The organism is Mucilaginibacter sp. KACC 22063 (assembly GCF_028736115.1).
In the GTDB taxonomy this organism is placed as follows: domain Bacteria; phylum Bacteroidota; class Bacteroidia; order Sphingobacteriales; family Sphingobacteriaceae; genus Mucilaginibacter.
Map to the genome: position 1 here is coordinate 4,241,226 of NZ_CP117877.1, position 18,362 is coordinate 4,259,587.

Annotated in this window: 17 protein-coding genes; 6 read left to right on the forward strand and 11 right to left on the reverse strand. The window is 42.1% G+C overall.

The features are described 5' to 3' along the window. Positions 1-43: 43 nt before the first annotated feature. From rlmD to PQ461_RS18555, 3 genes are all read left to right on the forward strand, one after another. Positions 44-1,450, forward strand: coding sequence for a 23S rRNA (uracil(1939)-C(5))-methyltransferase RlmD (rlmD, locus tag PQ461_RS18545; RefSeq protein WP_274207028.1), 1,407 nt, complete (start codon positions 44-46; stop codon positions 1,448-1,450). 225 nt (positions 1,451-1,675) lie between these two features. After that, on the forward strand, positions 1,676-2,065 hold the full coding sequence (locus PQ461_RS18550) for a hypothetical protein (RefSeq protein ID WP_274207029.1): 390 nt from the start codon (positions 1,676-1,678) through the stop codon (positions 2,063-2,065). 36 nt (positions 2,066-2,101) lie between these two features. Continuing rightward, complete coding sequence (locus tag PQ461_RS18555) at positions 2,102-2,611, forward strand: phosphoribosyltransferase family protein (protein WP_274207030.1); 510 nt, start codon at positions 2,102-2,104, stop codon at positions 2,609-2,611. Here the strand turns inward: PQ461_RS18555 and PQ461_RS18560 are convergent, their stop codons facing one another. From PQ461_RS18560 to PQ461_RS18570, 3 genes are read right to left on the reverse strand one after another with little or no spacing between them, the layout of a single operon-like run. Beyond that, positions 2,612-3,115 carry a shikimate kinase gene (locus PQ461_RS18560; protein WP_274207031.1) on the reverse strand — a complete coding sequence of 168 codons (504 nt, stop codon included), beginning with the start codon at positions 3,113-3,115 and terminating at the stop codon, positions 2,612-2,614. Further along, complete coding sequence (locus tag PQ461_RS18565; RefSeq protein WP_274207032.1) at positions 3,116-4,267, reverse strand: BT_3928 family protein; 1,152 nt, start codon at positions 4,265-4,267, stop codon at positions 3,116-3,118. Continuing rightward, a complete protein-coding gene (locus PQ461_RS18570; protein WP_274207033.1) occupies positions 4,264-4,806 on the reverse strand; it encodes a DUF1599 domain-containing protein in 543 nt (180 codons plus the stop codon). The genes PQ461_RS18565 and PQ461_RS18570 overlap by 4 nt, the downstream gene beginning before the upstream one ends. 146 nt (positions 4,807-4,952) lie before the next feature. On the opposite strand from PQ461_RS18570, the gene folP reads away from it, so the two are divergent. After that, positions 4,953-5,804, forward strand: a complete 852-nt coding sequence (gene folP / locus PQ461_RS18575; protein WP_274207034.1) for a dihydropteroate synthase — start codon at positions 4,953-4,955, stop codon at positions 5,802-5,804. Between the two features lie 15 nt (positions 5,805-5,819). Beyond that, complete coding sequence (locus tag PQ461_RS18580; protein ID WP_274207035.1) at positions 5,820-6,317, forward strand: DUF421 domain-containing protein; 498 nt, start codon at positions 5,820-5,822, stop codon at positions 6,315-6,317. A 128-nt stretch (positions 6,318-6,445) separates the two neighbouring features. Here the strand turns inward: PQ461_RS18580 and PQ461_RS18585 are convergent, their stop codons facing one another. Genes PQ461_RS18585 through recJ form a run of 3 tightly spaced genes read right to left on the reverse strand, consistent with a single transcriptional unit; the run spans position 6,446 to position 10,427 of the window. Next, a complete protein-coding gene (locus tag PQ461_RS18585; RefSeq protein WP_274207036.1) occupies positions 6,446-7,957 on the reverse strand; it encodes a GH3 auxin-responsive promoter family protein in 1,512 nt (503 codons plus the stop codon). A 14-nt stretch (positions 7,958-7,971) separates the two neighbouring features. Continuing rightward, a complete protein-coding gene (lptB, locus tag PQ461_RS18590; protein WP_337993481.1) occupies positions 7,972-8,709 on the reverse strand; it encodes an LPS export ABC transporter ATP-binding protein in 738 nt (245 codons plus the stop codon). A gap of 2 nt (positions 8,710-8,711) precedes the next feature. After that, on the reverse strand, positions 8,712-10,427 hold the full coding sequence (gene recJ / locus PQ461_RS18595; protein ID WP_274207037.1) for a single-stranded-DNA-specific exonuclease RecJ: 1,716 nt from the start codon (positions 10,425-10,427) through the stop codon (positions 8,712-8,714). A gap of 80 nt (positions 10,428-10,507) precedes the next feature. Here recJ and PQ461_RS18600 point away from each other — a divergent pair, with 80 nt between their 5' ends. Continuing rightward, positions 10,508-11,278: an MBL fold metallo-hydrolase gene (locus PQ461_RS18600; protein ID WP_274207038.1), complete on the forward strand. Its 771-nt coding sequence runs from the start codon at positions 10,508-10,510 to the stop codon at positions 11,276-11,278. Here PQ461_RS18600 and PQ461_RS18605 read toward each other — a convergent pair. The 5 genes from PQ461_RS18605 to gcvP form a co-directional block, all read right to left on the reverse strand. Beyond that, on the reverse strand, positions 11,275-11,694 hold the full coding sequence (locus PQ461_RS18605) for a response regulator (protein ID WP_274207039.1): 420 nt from the start codon (positions 11,692-11,694) through the stop codon (positions 11,275-11,277). The two genes, PQ461_RS18600 and PQ461_RS18605, sit on opposite strands and share 4 nt — an antisense overlap. 116 nt (positions 11,695-11,810) lie before the next feature. Then, positions 11,811-12,407: a YceI family protein gene (locus tag PQ461_RS18610; RefSeq protein WP_274207040.1), complete on the reverse strand. Its 597-nt coding sequence runs from the start codon at positions 12,405-12,407 to the stop codon at positions 11,811-11,813. 697 nt (positions 12,408-13,104) lie between these two features. Further along, positions 13,105-14,178, reverse strand: a complete 1,074-nt coding sequence (locus PQ461_RS18615) for a KilA-N domain-containing protein (protein ID WP_274207041.1) — start codon at positions 14,176-14,178, stop codon at positions 13,105-13,107. Next, the gene (locus PQ461_RS18620) at positions 14,175-15,044 is read right to left on the reverse strand and encodes an IS1595 family transposase (protein ID WP_274207042.1); all 870 of its coding nucleotides are present in this window, start codon (positions 15,042-15,044) and stop codon (positions 14,175-14,177) included. The genes PQ461_RS18615 and PQ461_RS18620 overlap by 4 nt, the downstream gene beginning before the upstream one ends. Positions 15,045-15,386: 342 nt before the next feature. Then, on the reverse strand, positions 15,387-18,296 hold the full coding sequence (gcvP, locus tag PQ461_RS18625) for an aminomethyl-transferring glycine dehydrogenase (protein ID WP_274207043.1): 2,910 nt from the start codon (positions 18,294-18,296) through the stop codon (positions 15,387-15,389). Between the last annotated feature and the right edge of the window lie 66 nt (positions 18,297-18,362).

Consider the following 18,362-nt stretch of genomic DNA (forward strand, 5'->3'; position numbering starts at 1 on the left):
CTTTTTATTACAGGTTAAAATATTTGGGTAACTTTGCACCCGAATGAATAAGCCTGCGAGTAATAAATTTTTTGAAAATATCGATGTAATTGACATCGCCGAAGAAGGTAAGGGTGTTGGCAAATCAGATGATTTTGTCCTTTTTATCGACAAAGCCGTACCTGGCGATGTTGTTGATGCAGAAGTTTACCGCAAGAAGAAAAACTTTGGCGAAGCAAAGATCACAGCTTTAAAAAAAGCTTCCGAATACCGTACCGAACCGTTTTGCGAGCACTTTGGCACCTGTGGCGGCTGCAAATGGCAACACATGACCTATGCTGCCCAGCTGCAGTTTAAACAAAAAACCGTTGCCGATGCACTTGGCCGTTTGGCAAAAATTGACGTGCAGGACATGCTGCCCATTGTAGGCTCGCCTGCCGACCGTTACTACCGTAACAAACTGGAATATACTTTTTCTGATAAACGCTGGCTTACCGACGGCGAAAACCGTACCGATGAAGTGATGGACATGAATGCCCTTGGTTTTCACATTCCCGGACGGTTTGACAAGATCCTCGATGTAAACCACTGCTACCTGCAGGCAGATCCATCAAACGAGTTACGCCTTAGCATCCGTGATTTTGCAAAACAAAATAACATCAGCTTTTATAACCTCAAACGCCACGAGGGTGCATTGCGCAACCTCATCATCCGCACGTCGGTTACCGGCGAGCTGATGGTGATTGTAGTGTTTGCTTACGTCAGTCAGGAAGAAATTGATAAAGTGATGAGCTTTGTTGAGGCGGGTTTCCCGGAAATCACATCATTGCTTTATATCATCAATCAGAAAAAGAACGATACCATATTTGACCAGGATGTATTAGCTTGGAAAGGCCCGCAATACATCCATGAGGCCATGAATGAGATCAGGTTCCGCATCGGGCCGAAATCATTCTATCAAACCAATGCGGTACAAGCACAACGCCTTTATGAAATTGCCCGTGATTTTGCAGGCTTTAAAGGCGACGAATTAGTATACGACCTTTACACAGGTGCCGGTACCATTGCCAACTTTATTGCAGGCAGTGTTAAGCATGTGGTAGGTGTCGAGTATGTGCCATCGGCCATTGAAGATGCCAAGATCAATTCGCAGATCAATGAGATTACTAATACCGAGTTTTATGCAGGCGACATGAAAGATGTGCTGGATGCAGAATTTGTTGCCCGCCACGGTAAACCGGATGTAATTATTACCGATCCGCCGCGCGCAGGTATGCATGCCGATGTGGTAGCACGCCTGATGGAGATAGAAGCCGAAAAAATTGTTTATGTAAGCTGCAACCCTGCCACACAAGCCCGCGATATGCTTGTTTTAAAAGAGAAGTATGACACGGTAAAAATTCAGCCGGTGGATATGTTTCCGCATACACAGCATGTGGAGAATGTGGTGTTATTACAGTTAAGAAAGTAAGAACAAGTGTCATTGCGAGCGAAGCGTGGCAATCTCTTAACTACATGATTCGAGATTGCTTCGTCATTATATTCCTCGCAATGACAGGACAAATTTATAAATGAATTGTCATGCCGAACTTGTTTCGGCATCTCACATATAGGGCATTTTTTGCCCTAAGAGACTTTGAAGCAAGTTCTCCAACGGAGTCCTACGCTCAGAATGACAAGATAAATAACAAAGTACATGAACCCTGAAGAACTATTAAACGAAGGCAATCAGCCTAAAAAAGAAAGCCCGTTAAAAAGCCTTGAGGTTGACCTGAAGCTTTTCAGCGAATCGTTGCGTGAAGTGGCCGTGGAGATAATGGTGGAAGGGCTATCAGCTTATCCGATATTTATTGCTCACCAGCATGAATTAAAGCTGGGTGAGCTGATCTTAGATAAAGCCGAACTGAACACGGAATGGAGCATCCATGCTTCAACGCTGGAAGAATTTGTAGAGCGTGGTATTGTAAAAAAGGAGCTTAAACAACGCTTTATTGATAACTATAAAAACGCGCACGATTTTATGTGTGTGTTTGTGGTAGTGCCCGAAGGCGCAAACTTTGTATTTTTTCCTTATAACAAAGAATAATTGGTAGTTTAGCTACGCATAAACAGCACACAGGTTATGTCTGATAAAAAGCTGCTCATTTTAAATCCGCAACAGATACAGCAAAAGATAGATCGTATTGCTTACCAGATACTGGAAGATAATTTCGAGGAAGAAGAAATTGTGATTGCCGGTATTTTGCCGCAGGGCAGCAATATTGCAGTAAGGCTAAAAGCCATATTGGATAACATTGCGCCGTTTAAAAGCAAAATGATTAATATAGAGCTTGATAAGCATGGCAGCAGCCTTCAGTTTAAACTGGATACCGCTATTGAAGAGTGCACCAATAAAGTAGTGATTTTGGTAGATGACGTTTTAAACAGCGGCAAAACACTTGCTTACGGCTTTGGTGTATTTTTAGACGTTCCGCTCAAAAAACTGCGCACGGTAGTACTGGTTGACCGTAACCACAAAAGCTTCCCGGTAAGTACAGATTATTCAGGCATTGCTTTATCCACCTTGTTGAATGAGCATGTAGCCGTGATATTATCTGAGAATGGCGAAAACGATGCGGTTTATCTGGGCTGATTAACTGTTTAGCACAATATCACTCAGATATTCTGTGCTGATGCTTAACCCATCAGCTACAATATTAGCCTGATAGTAGAATGGCTCGCGTTCGGCAAGTTTTTCAGTAATAAATTTTACCAGTTCGTCGCCATGCTTGCCATGCAACAATGGGCGTTCTTCTTTACCATGTTCTAAACGTTGGGCAAGCGTTTTAGGGTTAAGCTGTATATAAATTACTTTCCCATTGGCTTTCATCCACTCCATATTGTCGAAATAGCAAGGCAGCCCCCCGCCCGTAGATACAATGCAATTTTCAGGATAGTTGGCATTCCTCATCACTTCCGATTCGCGCTCCCTGAACTTATCCTGCCCGTACTTTGTAAAATACTGGGCAATGGTCATGGATTCCTGCCACTCGAAAAGCTCGTCTAGATCGATAAAACGATAATTCAACTTGGACGCTAACCTGCGACCAATGGTGGTTTTACCCGAACCCATAAATCCTACTAAAAATATTCTCATTTACTGCTGGCGTAGGTACTTTTTAACAATGTCGTCATATTTAGGCAGACTATGGTAGTGCCACTTGGCAATTACGGTTCCGCCTTTCATCAGCATAATACCGGGGTTTGACCTTACCATTGATTTTAACGGAACGCCGTCGGCATAAAATATCTCCGATACCAGGTGATGTTTCTTTGCAAAAGCCGTAGCATCCGGTGCCGAATTTGAGGTAAGGAACACCGTACGGATGTTGTAATTATCAGTCAGGTTTACCGCCAGCGCGTTAATGCGGTTAATAGCAGCCTCGTTAGTATGCTGAAGATCGTAGGCCACAATAATCAGGTTATAGAACGGATTAGCCAATAGTTCCTGTGTGTAGTTATTTCCCTGTGCATCCTGAATTGACAGATCGGGGATCTTGGGTGTAAATCCTTTTTTAACTAACCTCGACTCAGGGTTGCCCACCACCTGCCAGTTACTATCTTTCCAGATACCGGTTTTAAGATATTCCTTATCCGTCATGGTTTTAGCTTCGCCAGTCTTTTTGTTTTTAAGCTGATAAGTCAGCTCAAATTCATCGGGCTTGGCACCAGGCGGCGTAACCATTTCCTGCGGAATGTTAGCGCCAACTTTGTAAGGAAGAAAATCAAGCACGGGTAAAAAGTTATAAGTATACAGCCCTACCCCGAAAGATAGTACAATAGCTACAACAAGCAAGCTGTTTTCTACAGATTTGCTAAATACCGGCTTAATTAAGTCGCGGTTGTAAAACAGTACTAATACTAACAGCAGCAATACCAAGTCTTTACTGAACGACTGCCAAGGGGTAAGCGGAATAGCATCACCAAAGCAACCGCAGGTTTGTACCACTTTAAAAAACGCAGAATAAAATGTAAGAAAGGCAAAGAAAATGATCAGCAATAGTAGCCCCCATGCAATGGTTTTAACCCTTGTTCCAATAAGCAATGCAAAACCCAGCAGCATTTCAATGGCGCATAAAATAATAGCCAGGCTAAGTGCAAGACCGTTAAAAAACGTCATGTGAAATACCTCGAAGTATTCCTGCAATTTATAGGAGAAGCCAAGCGGGTCGTTAGCTTTTATCAGTCCTGAAAATATGAACAGGAGACCTACAGCTATGCGGCAAAACCAAACTATCGCTTTTCTCATTTTACGCCCAGTTTAATCAGTGCAAAAACCGAATAGTTCAACATATCCTGATAGTTAGCCTTCACACCTTCAGAAGCTACCGTTTGCCCCTGGTTGTCTTCTATCTGTTTTACACGCAGTATTTTCATCAGTATCAGGTCTGTTAAAGAGCTGATACGCATATCGCGCCATGCCTCGCCATAATCATGGTTCTTAGCAAACATCAGGTCTTTTGTCTCTTTTGCTTTCTCCTCAAACTGTTGGGCAACCACATCGGCATCCAGTTCAAGCGGCAGGCTGGTATTCACGGCATCAAGCTGCATCATGGCAATAATACAGTAGTTTACAATACCGATATATTCACCTGTAATATCATCGCCCACTTTTGATATCTTTTTCTCTTCAAGCGTGCGTATACGCTGTGCCTTTATAAATATTTGATCGGTGATTGACTGCGGCCTTAATATGCGCCATGCTGTGCCGTAATCACGCGTTTTTTTTAAGAAAAGTGTTCTGCAGGTATTTATAACCGCGTCGTATTCTGCTGATGTATTATTCAAGGTTATGCTGTTTTATTTCGGTTATCCGGCGGTGCAGAGGCCCTGCCTCATCTTGCGCTCCTTTAAAAAGAAGTTTCGCCATTTGGAATATAACGTTATGCGTATAACAATGTAATTTTACCACATAAATTTTACAACGTTATTAAGTGGTTAAAGATACAGTTTTTCATAAAAAGACAACCCTTAACGCCGGCGGAAAGCTGATAGACCTGAGCACCCCAAAGGTAATGGGCATCATCAACCTTACCCCCGATTCGTTTTATAGTGAAAGCCGTAAACCGGCTACAGATGATGCTGTAAAACAGGCTGAACAAATGATAAGCAAAGGGGCAACATTTTTTGATCTGGGTGCCTACTCGTCACGCCCGGGAGCAGAGGATATTTCTGTTCAGGAAGAAATGGACCGGCTGCTACCCGTTGTAGAAGCCATAAGCACAGCACTGCCCGATGCCATTTTATCAATAGATACCTTTCGTTCGGCGGTCGCCGAAGCAGCAATTAAAGCCGGTGCGCATATCATTAATGATATTGGCGGCGGCACTTTAGACGAGCAAATGTTTGCCACCGTTGCCCGCCTACAGGTGCCTTACATTTTGATGCACATGAAAGGCACGCCACAAAACATGGTGCAGCATGCACAATACGAAGATGTGTTCCAGGAAGTATTTAATGATCTTGAAGCAAAATATTTCCAATTGAAAAAGCTGGGCTTACATGATGTGATATTGGATCCCGGTTTCGGTTTTGCAAAAAAGGCTGAGCATAGCTATGCCTTGCTTAACCGACTGCAAGACTTTAATATCCTTGGGCTTCCTGTTCTGGTGGGTGTATCGCGCAAGCGCATGATCTACAACCTTACGGGCGGCGCAGCAGCCGATGCGCTTAACGGAACCACAGTAGTTAATACCATAGCACTGATGAAAGGCGCAAACATTTTAAGAGTACATGATGTAAAAGAAGCTATAGAGGCTGTTAATATTACAGCAACAATAGGATAATAAATTCTTTACATTATGGACTATTTACTTTATCAAATCTTCGGTGAAGGAAAAGACCTGAATACCTTGCAAATGTGCAGCCGTGCATTTGTAGTCTTCTTTATTGCTTTAGTGCTGGTCCGTATATCCGGCCGCCGAACGTTCGGTAAGCGTTCGGCATTTGACAACACGCTCGCTATTATACTTGGCGCTATATTAAGCCGTGCCATTGTAGGCGCATCGCCATTTATACCCACCGTTGCGGCAAGCCTGATGCTGGTAGGCATACATCGGCTATTAGCCTGGTTAAGTATTAAAAGTAGTTTTATTAGCAGAATGATAAAAGGGAATGCCATACCGCTTTACAAGGATGGTAAGCTTGACCATGTACACCTCACCAGAAGCCTGATGAGCGAGGATGACCTATTAAGCGATGTTCGGCATATTGGCAATGTGAACCGCCTGGAAGATGTGAACGAAATTTATATGGAAACCAGCGGCGAGGTAAGCGTAATTAAGAAGACCAAAGATTGATCTACCAATTTTTGTTGAGCATAGCTACTATATTTAAAAGATCGCGGCGGTCCTGTTTAGGTTCACAATATTTAACTTAATAGTCGGAAGCATGGTAATATAAATGCCGCGGCTTTCCGGCAAGTTAATCAATTCATGTATTGAAGTATGCTGTCTACATACTCGCGGTTATTGGCCAGGCGGGGTACCTTATGCTGGCCGCCAATTTTCCCTCTTTGTTTCATCCATTTAAAAAAGGTACCCTGCGGTGCCATGTGTACAACCGGCTTTACCAAGGCCATATCTTTAAACCGCTTGGCATCGTAGTCAGAGTTGATTCTTCGCAGCGTCTCGTCAAGCAGGTCAACAAAACGGTCAAACTCGGCAGGTTTTTGCTCAAACTCAATGATCCATTCGTGGCCTCCTGCCTTATTATCCGAGAAATAAACCGGGCCGGCGGTATATTCTGTTACTATGGCACCGGTTTGGCGGCAAGCTTCGTCCAATGCACGTTCGGCATTGTCAACAATTACTTCTTCGCCAAAGGCATTAATAAAATGACGTGTACGGCCTGTAATCTGTATACGGAACGGCGAAAGCGAGGTAAAGCGAATGGTATCACCGATCATATATCGCCATAAACCGGCATTTGTAGTAATGATCAATGCATAATTTTTATCCAGCTCCACTTCATCCAGTGTCAGCGTTTTGGGGTTTTCTTCGCCGATCTGGTCTAAAGGCAAGAACTCATAAAATATGCCATAATCCAGCATCAGCAGCATTTCACCGGGCTGCTCCATATCCTGTATCCCAAAAAAGCCTTCTGTCGCGTTGTAGGTTTCCAGGTAATACATCTCATCATTCGGGATCAGTTTTTTAAACTGCTCGCGGTATGGTGTAAAGTTAACTGCACCATGAAAGTAAAGCTCCAGGTTAGGCCAAACTTCAATCAGGTTACTTTTACCTGTAATTTCGAGTATCCGTTTGAAGAGCAGGATATTCCAGGTTGGCACACCGCTGATGCCGGTAACATTAACATCTTTGGTGGCAAAGGCCATCTTCTCTATCTTTTCCTCAAAGTTCTCGAGCAGGGCAATGTCCAGATCCGGCGTGCGGTAAAACTCGGCCCAAATGGGCAGGTTTTTCATAATCACGGCAGAAAGGTCGCCGAAAAAGGTATCTGTATTCAGCTGGCTTACCTGGTGGCTGCCACCCAACGTTAAACTTTTACCGGTAAATAAACGTGCATCAGGGCGGTTATTGCAATAAAGCGTAAGCATATCCTTACCGCCCTTAAAGTGGCACTCTTCCAGCGCTTCTTCGCTAACGGGGATAAACTTACTACGATCATTGGTTGTACCTGACGACTTAGCAAACCATTTAATTTCTGACGGCCACAGTACGTTTTGTTCGCCGTGCAGCATACGCTCAATGTAAGGTTTCAGCGTATCATAAGTTTGTATAGGTACCCGCTCCTTAAACTGATTAAGGTTGGAGATACTTTTGTAATGATATTTTCGCCCCCATTCCGTGTTCTCCGCACCTGAAATCAGTTGCTCAAACCACTCTTCCTGAACCTCATAGGGGTATTTCATAAAAAGCTCTATCTGATGCATACGCTTTTTCATGAACCAGGTGAACATCGAGTTAATAAAGGTCATGGGCAGGGTGCAGTTTAAGCAAAGGTTTTTCTTTTAAGCACGAAGTTAGCACCCAGGTATACCTTACGCACCATTTCATTTGCTGCAAGTACTTCTGGTACGCCCGACTCTAATATCTTACCCTCAAACAACAAATAAGCACGGTCTGTAATAGAAAGCGTTTCCTGTACGTTGTGGTCGGTGATAAGTATACCAATATTGCGGTGCCTAAGTTTGGCTACCATGCTCTGGATCTCTTCTACCGCAATAGGGTCTACACCGGCAAAAGGTTCATCCAATAAAATAAAGTTTGGCTCTGCAGCAAGGGCACGGGCAATTTCGGTACGGCGGCGTTCGCCACCAGATAACAAGTCGCCCCGGTTTTTACGCACCTTATGCAAGCTAAACTCGTCTATCAGTTCTTCCAGCTTTTCTTCCTGCCTTACCTTATCCATCTTACCCATTTCCAATACGGCTTTGATGTTATCTTCTACAGATAACTTGCGGAATACAGAGGCTTCCTGGGCAAGATAACCTATACCTTTTTGGGCACGGCGGTACATCGGGTCGCCGGTGATGTTTTCTTCATCTAAAAAGATGCGCCCCTCATTGGGCTTAATCAACCCTACGATCATGTAAAACGATGTGGTTTTACCGGCGCCATTAGGGCCAAGCAATCCCACAATTTCGCCTTGCGAAACATCAAATGATACATCGTTTACAACAGTACGCTGTTTGTATTTTTTTATAAGGTGCTCGGCACGTAATCTCATAATTAGTTTACAGACCCGGCAGAAAGCCTGATCCCTTTTATATTTAATTGTATAGAACGTTTATCGCGCCATACATGTTCTTCAATACAGTAACAAATATCAAAAGAAATATTGTTTTTCAGTTGCGGTAACCAGGCCGCCTGGCTAAAGGCAATACAATCAAAGGCCGCCGAGCCATCTTGCATCACATTCATCTTCAAATGATCTACACCTACAATAGCAGGTTGCCCACAAAGCTTTACGTTCCTGCTTAAAAATACAGGCGTCATATTTTCAGGACCGAAAGGACCGTACTGGCTTAGTATTCTGAAAAATTTGCTATCGATCTGGTCAAGCTTTATCTCGGCATCAATCCTTATTTCCTGTATTAACTGGTCGGGCGTAATGGTTTGGCTAACCACTTCCTCAAAGCGATCCATAAAGGCATCCACATTTTCAGGGTGCATAGTTAAACCAGCGGCGTATTTATGCCCGCCATATTGTATCAGCAGGTCGCTGCAACCGCTCAAGGCCTCATACAGGTCAAAGCCCAAAACAGAACGTGCCGAACCTGCAATATGCCCATTTGAGTGTGTCAGCACCACCGTAGGGCGATAGTACTTCTCTGTAAGCCGTGAAGCCACAATACCAATTACCCCTTTGTGCCATTTCTCGTTAAATACTACCGTCGATTTGCGGTTCACCAATATTTCGTCGGATTTAATGATACTCAACGCCTCGTCCGTAATTGACAGATCGTGCCCTTTACGCTCCAGGTTTTGGGTATTAATAAGCAGGCCTTTTTCCTGCGCTGCTTCAAAATTACTTGCTATCAGTAATTCTACAGCATGCTTTGCATCGTCAATTCGGCCGGCAGCATTAATGCGCGGCCCTAAAAAGAAAACGATATCGGATATTGTAAGCCTCTCCTTTTTACCGGCCACATCCATCAGGGCTTTAACACCTGTGCATGGGTTGCTGTTAATTTTTTGCAGTCCGTAATGTGCTAAAACCCGGTTTTCGCCGGTAATATGCACAATATCGCAGGCAACGCTAATGGCTACCAGATCCAAATACCTGCTTACCTGTTCAAATGGGATATTGTTTTTTTCAGCAAAAGCCTGGATCAGCTTAAAGCCAATACCGCAACCCGAAAGTTCTTTGTAAGGGTATTCGCAATGCAGTTGTTTGGGGTCAAGTATGGCAACAGCGTCGGGTAATTGTTCGCCCGGTAAGTGGTGATCGCAAATAATGAAATCAATGCCCAGTTCATTTGCATAAGCCACTTTATCAACCGACTTAATGCCGCAATCTAAAGCCACAATAAGCGAAAACCCGTTAGTTGCTGCATAATCTATCCCCTGTGTTGATATCCCGTAACCTTCGGTGTAACGGTTAGGGATGTAGTATTCTATGTTACGGATATAGCTTTTGAAGAAACTATAAACGACAGATACAGCCGTGGTGCCGTCTACATCGTAATCGCCGTAGATCATTACCTTTTCATTGGAAATAATTGCCTGCTCAATACGTGCTATGGCTTTTTCCATACCTGCCATCAAAAAAGGGTCATGCAGATGGCGTATATCCGGCCTGAAAAAGTAGCGCGCTTCATCAAAGGTGGTGATGCCTCTATGTAATAATAAAGCGCTTAAAACAGGATCGATATTTAATTCGGCAGCGAGTTTTTTTACACTATCGTTATCCGGCATTTCCCTTACTGCCCACCGTTTTTGCATATCTTTGTCCGTTTAAACCGTAAATATAATACGGGCTTAATAACTAACAAAGGTAAGTACAAAAAAGTATAAGCATCACTATGGAAATTTTTGCACTGGGCGAAGGGTCTTATTCTGTTGATTCGAGTAAAAAATTTATTCCGTTTGACCCTGCAAAGGATGATTTCCGCTCACGCCCGGGCTCACTATTTATCCATGTTAACCCATTTCTGGTAAAAGCCGGAAACGAGTTGATGCTATTAGACACCGGCTTGGGCTTTAAAGCAGAGGATGGCGAATTAGTGTTACACCACAATATCCGTAAAGCAGGCTTTGAACCCGAAGACGTGACTATGGTGCTGATGTCGCACTTACATTATGACCATTCGGGCGGATTAGTGGTTGAACGCAACGGCCGTTTTGAACCGAGCTTTCCGGAAGCACAGCATTACATTCAGCGCGGTGAATGGGAATATGCTTATTCAGGCAAATCATCCTCATACCATACCGATATCTTTGATGTTTTACAGCGCTCGGCAGACCTGCATTTTATTGAAGGAAGCGGCGAGATTATTCCAGGCCTGCGTTTCGAACTTTCGGGCGGGCACTGCCCTTTTCACCAGGTTTTCTGGATTGACATGGACGGCAAAAAATGCTTTTTCGGAGGCGACGAATTGCCGGAGCCAGAACAACTGATCAGGAAATTTATTGCTAAATATGATTTCGACGGGCGTAAAGCAATGGAGCTGCGCGAAATATATGGCCATAAAGCTGCAGCCGAAGGCTGGACATGCTTATTTTATCATGCAAAGCGCAACCCTATAGGAAATGTAAAATGGGAAAATGATGCTTTTAGTATCGTACCGGCTTAAGCCAGTTTCTCCTGCTCAAACAATTCACGGATTTTATCAATGTTCAAAGGCTTAGAGATAAAATCTTTTACCAATGGGTACGATTTAGCCTTGTTTATATCATTACTGAATACCGAAGAAGAAATAATGAATATCTTGGTTTTGCCGGTAGGATCAATGTTTTGGCGGTCATATTCATCTAAAAATTCCCAGCCATTCATTAACGGCATGTTAATATCCAGAAGTATATAGTCGGGTAAATGCTCCGGCCCTGCTTCCTTCATTTTCAACAACTCGTCAATAGCAAATTTACCGTTCAGACAGGCTTTTATATCACTGCTAATTAATGCTTTCTTTATCAGCTTAATAGAGATGAAATTGTTGATTTCATCATCATCAACCAGTAAAATACTAACTGTCCGGGGATTGATACTCATACTATTTGTTATACGCAGTCGCAAATAAAAGGTTTTATTCTCAAATGTGATAAATAAAAAAGCCGGAACAAATAGTATTCCGGCTTTTTTGTATAAATAATTGCGTTGTAATGTTTTTATTTCTCTGCAACCAACGAAATGTCAAGTAAAAAGTCGTCGTCAATGGCTTTGTCACCAATGCTTTCAAAGAAACTTTTTGAACCATATTTAACATTATATTTTGCACGGTTAACAGCTACGCCTTTAGCAACCGCTGTAAGTGTATTGCCGCTAATAGTATAATTTACCGGGAAGCTGATAGGGTTAGTAATGCCTTTGATTGTTAAATTACCTGTTACGTTAGCAACGCCGTTACCAGCAGGAGTAATTTTAGTAGCTACAAACTGAGCAGTTGGATACTGAGCAACACCAAAGAAATCGTCAGAAGTTAAGTGACCAACAAGTTTTTTGTTGTAATCAGCATCTGTAATGTCTTTGTTTGAGATTGATTTCATATCAATAGTAAAGTTACCGCTAACTGGCGCTTTACCATTGGTAACCACAGTACCACCAGCTAATTTGATACTGCCATTGTGCTGGCCTCCAATTTTTTTGCCGGTCCACTCAATGTTACTTTTGTCTGTGTTTACTTTGTAAGTTTCGGTTTTAGCCGATGTAAATGCGAATGCGCTGATTACTGCAACAGCGGCTAAGATTGATTTTAAAGCTTTCATTCTTTGTTATCGTTTAAATTATGATACAAATATACAACAAAAATACATGTTGCAACACGTATTTATAGAACTTGCTTTTAGCTGACAAACGCTAAATTGTCATGCCGAACTTGTTTCGGCATCTCACAAGTAATCATTTAATAATACACATATCAAGATTCCTCACATTCATTCAGAATACAAGACCATAAAAGTATTAGAGACCCAGGATCTTAGGTCTCTACTATAAAAATTGCGCTATCAAAAATATTCCGAGTAACAAGAACATTATTCCGCCGCTAAGTAATTTGATATCAAATCCTAACTGATCTTGTTTTCCACTAACAAATCTTTTTATTTGAACAATTACAATGTATAGACCTAAAATTAAACTTATCACCCCTCCAAGAATATATTTTTGACTCATATTACCGATCCTTTATATCTTCCTTTTCTTGTTTACTAACAGCATATTAAATTTAAGATTTGAAACCCCATGCTCGTTTAGAATTAAAATTTCAACTTAAATCTATGACATATCTTTTAGTTTTGTCATCTCGAACGAATGTGAGAGATCGTCCTATTACTTAAGATTCCTCACATAAGTTCGGAATGACAAGATCATCAAAGTAGTAGAGACACAAGATCTTGGTAACTATATATTAGTTTACACTAATTGTAAAATAAAAAAATGCCCTGTAAATCGCAGGGCATTTTTTTATTCCTTGTCCTTATCTTTTGGATTGTGGCTTAGTGCTGTTAAAAGATTCTTATTGAAATCTGATAAAGATGCTGCATTTAAAGATTTTTTTGAAGCCTCTAATTGCTTTTGACGAAATTCTAAAACTTCCCTTGCCGTCTTAACTTTCGGAATGTTGTTTAATGACTCGGTGAACTCTGAAAATTCTCCTAAATTCTGTTTCTCGTGAAAAAGGTCTGTTTCGTTTTTGCGTTTAACCTCTCCCTTTTCTGTTCTAATCATATCACCTACGAGGTTTGCCAAATTGAGTGCGTTCACCTCTCCCTGAATTTGTAAGAAATCCCACACAGCATTTCTAACTGATTCGTAACTATCTAAAAGAAGTATTTTTTCATTCTTTGGCTTGCTTAGCATTTTATTTGTCAATGCTATGTGGTTATCAATACAGTATTGCTTAATACGGTCATTTATAGTTTGAGGTGCAATATCCAAGATTTTATTTCTCCATCTGTGAAAGGCCGCAAATGCGTTTTCCTGAGAACTTCCAGCGGCAAATACATCTCTATTAGCATCTTCAACAGCATTTTGATGTGCTACATATTTGAATACCTCTTTTAATCTAACCAAATAAAGAATTTGATTATGAGTTAGTAGTTCGTAAGAATTTTTTTGCTCTTCTAACTTCTTTAAACGTTGAACTTCATTTATGAGAAATATTTCAAAATCAGGGCTTAAATAAGAGGCAAACTTTAAAGCAATATCCTTGTGGGCATAAGTTCCAGCTCTTAAGCCTGCCCTTGTAAATATTCCTTTTGCATTAGTGGTGTCAATCCAATGTTTGATTGATAAATTGAAATGTTTTTTACCAGCCTTTGATAGCAACCCCTCGAATTCGAGGGGTAGGAAATTCGCATTGTATAATCGCTCCCATGCACCCAAAAAATTAATGGTGTTTTTGTTACGCATCCAGCTTTCTATAGATTTAGGACCCTTAAATGCCCGTGCCATATCAGTTAGACTTACATAATCATTTCGTTCATCAGAAAAAAGACTTATTTCGCTGTCGTGGTAATTAATTATTATGTCACTCATTTTGTCAATTGGTTATAGGTTAAACGATTGGTGCAATTTGAAAGTAGTGTATTAAAACGAACTAAATCAGATGTTTTACGGCTATTGTAACGGAATGAAAATTCATTTGCATACTTCTGCAAATGTTTTGGTGAGACGTAATGATAAATACCTATTACCATACGGTCAAATAAAGAAAATACACCCTCAATACCGTTAGTAGAATTAATGCCGTCTGTATATTGTTTTTTGCCGTGGTCAACGACGCCGTGGTAAGCGAAGTCTTTACCTACCTTGTAAAATGTATTGGCGGTGTCGGTCATTAAAACGCTTTCGGCATCGACGTTTGCCCTAACTAAGTCGGGTATAAAATGATAGCCATTAACGGCTTGTAAGCGTAACCGACCTTGACGCTCTAAATAACCTACCATAGTGGTTTTGTTACTCCAGCGTTCGTTCTTATTCTCTGCAATAGATTTACGTTTTTTATTAGTCATGTTTTTGACCTTCCCGCCAACAATAGTGTCGTCCACTTCAACAGCGATTCCAGACCCACCTAACTTATTATTGTTATCAATATCTGTTTCAGCAGCATCTATACCGAAGCAGTTACGGATGCGCTGTAACATGAACCATGCTGTTTTTTGCGTTACATTAAGATCACGCCCTAACTGAAGAGAAGAGATACCTTTTTTGTGGCCTGTAACAAGATATATGGCAATAAACCATGACTGCAATTCAATCTTAGTATTATCGAATAAAGTTTGTGTACGCACATTGAAATACTTGCCAGTATTTTTACACTTGTAACCACGAGCGGTTTTATAGACCTTAGAAGCCTCATCGAAAGGAGAAACCACATTGCCATTCCAACGCAGTTGCTCCAAATGGCTAATACAAGTTTGTTCATCAGGGAATGCCTTGATTAACTCTCTTATTGATTTAAACTCTATATTTATCATTGCGTTTGAATTACAATATAAATATAGAAGTTAATTACACCAATTGCAAATATATTTTTTAAGATTTTTGTGTAAAGTAGTATATAGTTGCCAAGATCTTGTGTCTCTACTCTTGACATCTGCAATCAGTTAACAAATACATATTGGGATGGTGAAACAAGTTCTCCCAAGGAGTCCGTTGGACGGAATGACGCATAAACATAAACTAAAAATGCCAGGGTACTGAGTATCCTGGCATTCATATTTTTATAAACCCTGATTCGAAGATCAGGTACCGTATTCTGGTGTGGTTACTTCGCTTTCTTCAAACTCATACTCAGTAAGCGGAGGGCAAGAGCAGATCAGCGTACGATCGCCGTAAGTGTCATTTACCCTGCCAACTGATGGCCAGAATTTGTACTGGGTAACATAAGGTAATGGGAATGCCGCTTTTTGACGGGTGTATGGATGCTCCCACTCATTACCGGTAACCACTGCCGCAGTGTGCGGTGCATTTTTCAACGGGTTATCAGTTTTATCTAAGGTGCCTTTGGCCACGTCCTCAATTTCATGACGGATAGCGATCATGGCATCGCAAAAACGGTCAAGTTCATGCTTAGGCTCAGATTCGGTTGGTTCAACCATTACCGTACCGGCAACCGGGAACGATACAGTCGGCGCGTGGAAACCATAGTCCATCAAACGTTTAGCAATATCTGTTACCTCGATACCGTAGTTTTTAAACGAGCGGCAATCCAAAATCATTTCGTGTGCGCAACGGCCGTTTGCACCAGTATATAATACCGGGTAATGTGACTCTAAGCGCGACTTAATGTAGTTGGCATTCAGAATAGCATATTTGGTAGCATTAGTTAAACCTTCGCCACCCATCATTGCGATGTATGCATGTGAGATCAACAAAATAGAAGCAGAACCCCAGGGAGCAGCAGAAACTGCAGGGATAGATTTGCCTTTATCAATATCAACTACCGCATGGCCGGGCAGGTAAGGCACTAAGTGTGCTGCTACACCAATTGGGCCCATACCAGGGCCACCACCACCGTGAGGGATACAGAATGTTTTGTGCAGGTTAAGGTGGCAAACGTCGGCACCGATATTAGCCGGGCTTGTTAAACCAACCTGGGCATTCATGTTAGCGCCGTCCATATAAACCTGGCCGCCGTTAGCATGGATAATCTCGCAGATCTCGATAATTGATTCTTCAAACACCCCGTGAGTAGACGGATAAGTTACCATTAAACATGACAACTCATTTTTATATTGCTCGGCACGTGCTTCAAGGTCGGCAACGTCAATGTTTCCGTTCTCGTCGCATTTCACAACTACAATCTTCATTCCGGCCATCGCTGCGGATGCAGGGTTGGTACCATGAGCTGAAGAAGGGATCAATGCAATATTGCGGTGAGCATCGCCCCTATCCTGATGATAAGCGCGGATCACCATTAAACCAGCGTACTCGCCCTGGGCACCGGCATTTGGCTGTAAGCTCATGGCCGCAAAACCAGTGATTTCGCTCAACCATTTATCCAACTCATTAAAGATCTGCATGTAACCGCCAACTTGGTCAACAGGTGCAAAAGGGTGCATCTTACTAAATTCAGGCCAGGTAACAGGTACCATTTCGGTAGTTGCATTCAGTTTCATGGTACATGAACCCAAGGCAATCATCGAGTGGCATAATGAAAGGTCTTTCGCCTCAAGCGACTTAATATAACGCAGCATTTCATGCTCTGAATGATGCGTGTTGAAAATAGCATGAGATAAGTATTCGCTGCTGCGTTGCAGATCAGCAGGAATAGTTGATTCGATGCCCGCTTTTAAATCCTCAAAGCTAACGTCGTTAATAGTTTTGCCTTTAACCTTAGCAAAGAAACGCACTAAAGTTTCAATGTCGCTAACGTTGGTGGTTTCGTCTAATGAGATGGTAACAACAGAACCATTGTAGTGCAGGTTCATTTCGTTATTTAAAGCCTCACCGTGTAATGGGCCGACAAGGTTACCCACGTCGAATTTTACAGTATCAAAGTAAGCTTTGTTTAACTGCTCATAACCTAACTGCTCTAATGATTGTGCAAGCAGATTAGTTAAACCATGTATACGCTCGGCAATTAGTTTTAAGCCTTGCGGGCCATGATAAACTGCATACATACCAGCCATAATAGCCAGTAATGCCTGTGCAGTACAGATATTAGAAGTTGCTTTATCGCGGCGGATGTGCTGCTCGCGGGTTTGCAGCGCCATGCGTAAGGCATAGTTACCGGCACTATCAATAGTTACACCGATAATACGGCCTGGCATTGAGCGTTTGTATTCTTCCTTAGTAGCAAAATATGCTGCGTGCGGACCGCCAAAGCCCATTGGTATACCGAAACGCTGGGTAGTACCCACAACGATATCAGCCCCCCACTCGCCCGGAGGCGTTAACAACAGCAAGCTCATGATATCGGCAACCACAGTCAGCTTAATGTTTTTAGCGTGTGCAGCTGCTGCAAAATCAGCATAATTATATACTTCACCGTTACCGGCAGGGTACTGTACAATAGCACCGAACATATCTTCGGTAAGCGCTACAGTACGGTGGTCGCCGATTTGCAGGTTGATACCGAAAGGCTCAGAACGGGTTTTAAGAATATCAATAGTTTGCGGAAACAGTTCTTCAGAAACAAAAAAGGTATTAGCTTTTTGATTTTTACGAAGGCTGAACTGCATAAACATGGCTTCGGCAGCAGCGGTACCTTCGTCAAGCAATGATGCATTGGCAATTTCCATACCGGTAAGGTCAATGACCATCGTCTGGAAATTAAGTAAGGCTTGTAAACGGCCCTGTGCAATTTCGGCCTGGTAAGGCGTGTATTGCGTATACCATCCCGGATTTTCCAGGATATTGCGCTGGATAACACCAGGTACAATTACATCATAATAACCCTGGCCAATGTATGATTTAAAGACCTTGTTTTTTGATGCAGTTTGTTTAAGCGTGTTCAGGTAATCAAATTCGCTTTTTGCCGCGGGCAAATTAAGCGGCTTTTTAAGCCTGATCTTTGCCGGAACGGTTTGGTCGATCAGCTGATCTAAACTTTCGGCATGAACTGTTGTAAGCATTTTGGCCGTATCCGCCGGGTTTGGCGCAATATGACGGGCCTGGAATTTCTCCTGATAATTAATGTTGATGCTCATTAGGGCTACCCAGATTTTAAGTGCCGCAAATTTACGCTTTTATTACCGGAAACCCAATGCATTAAC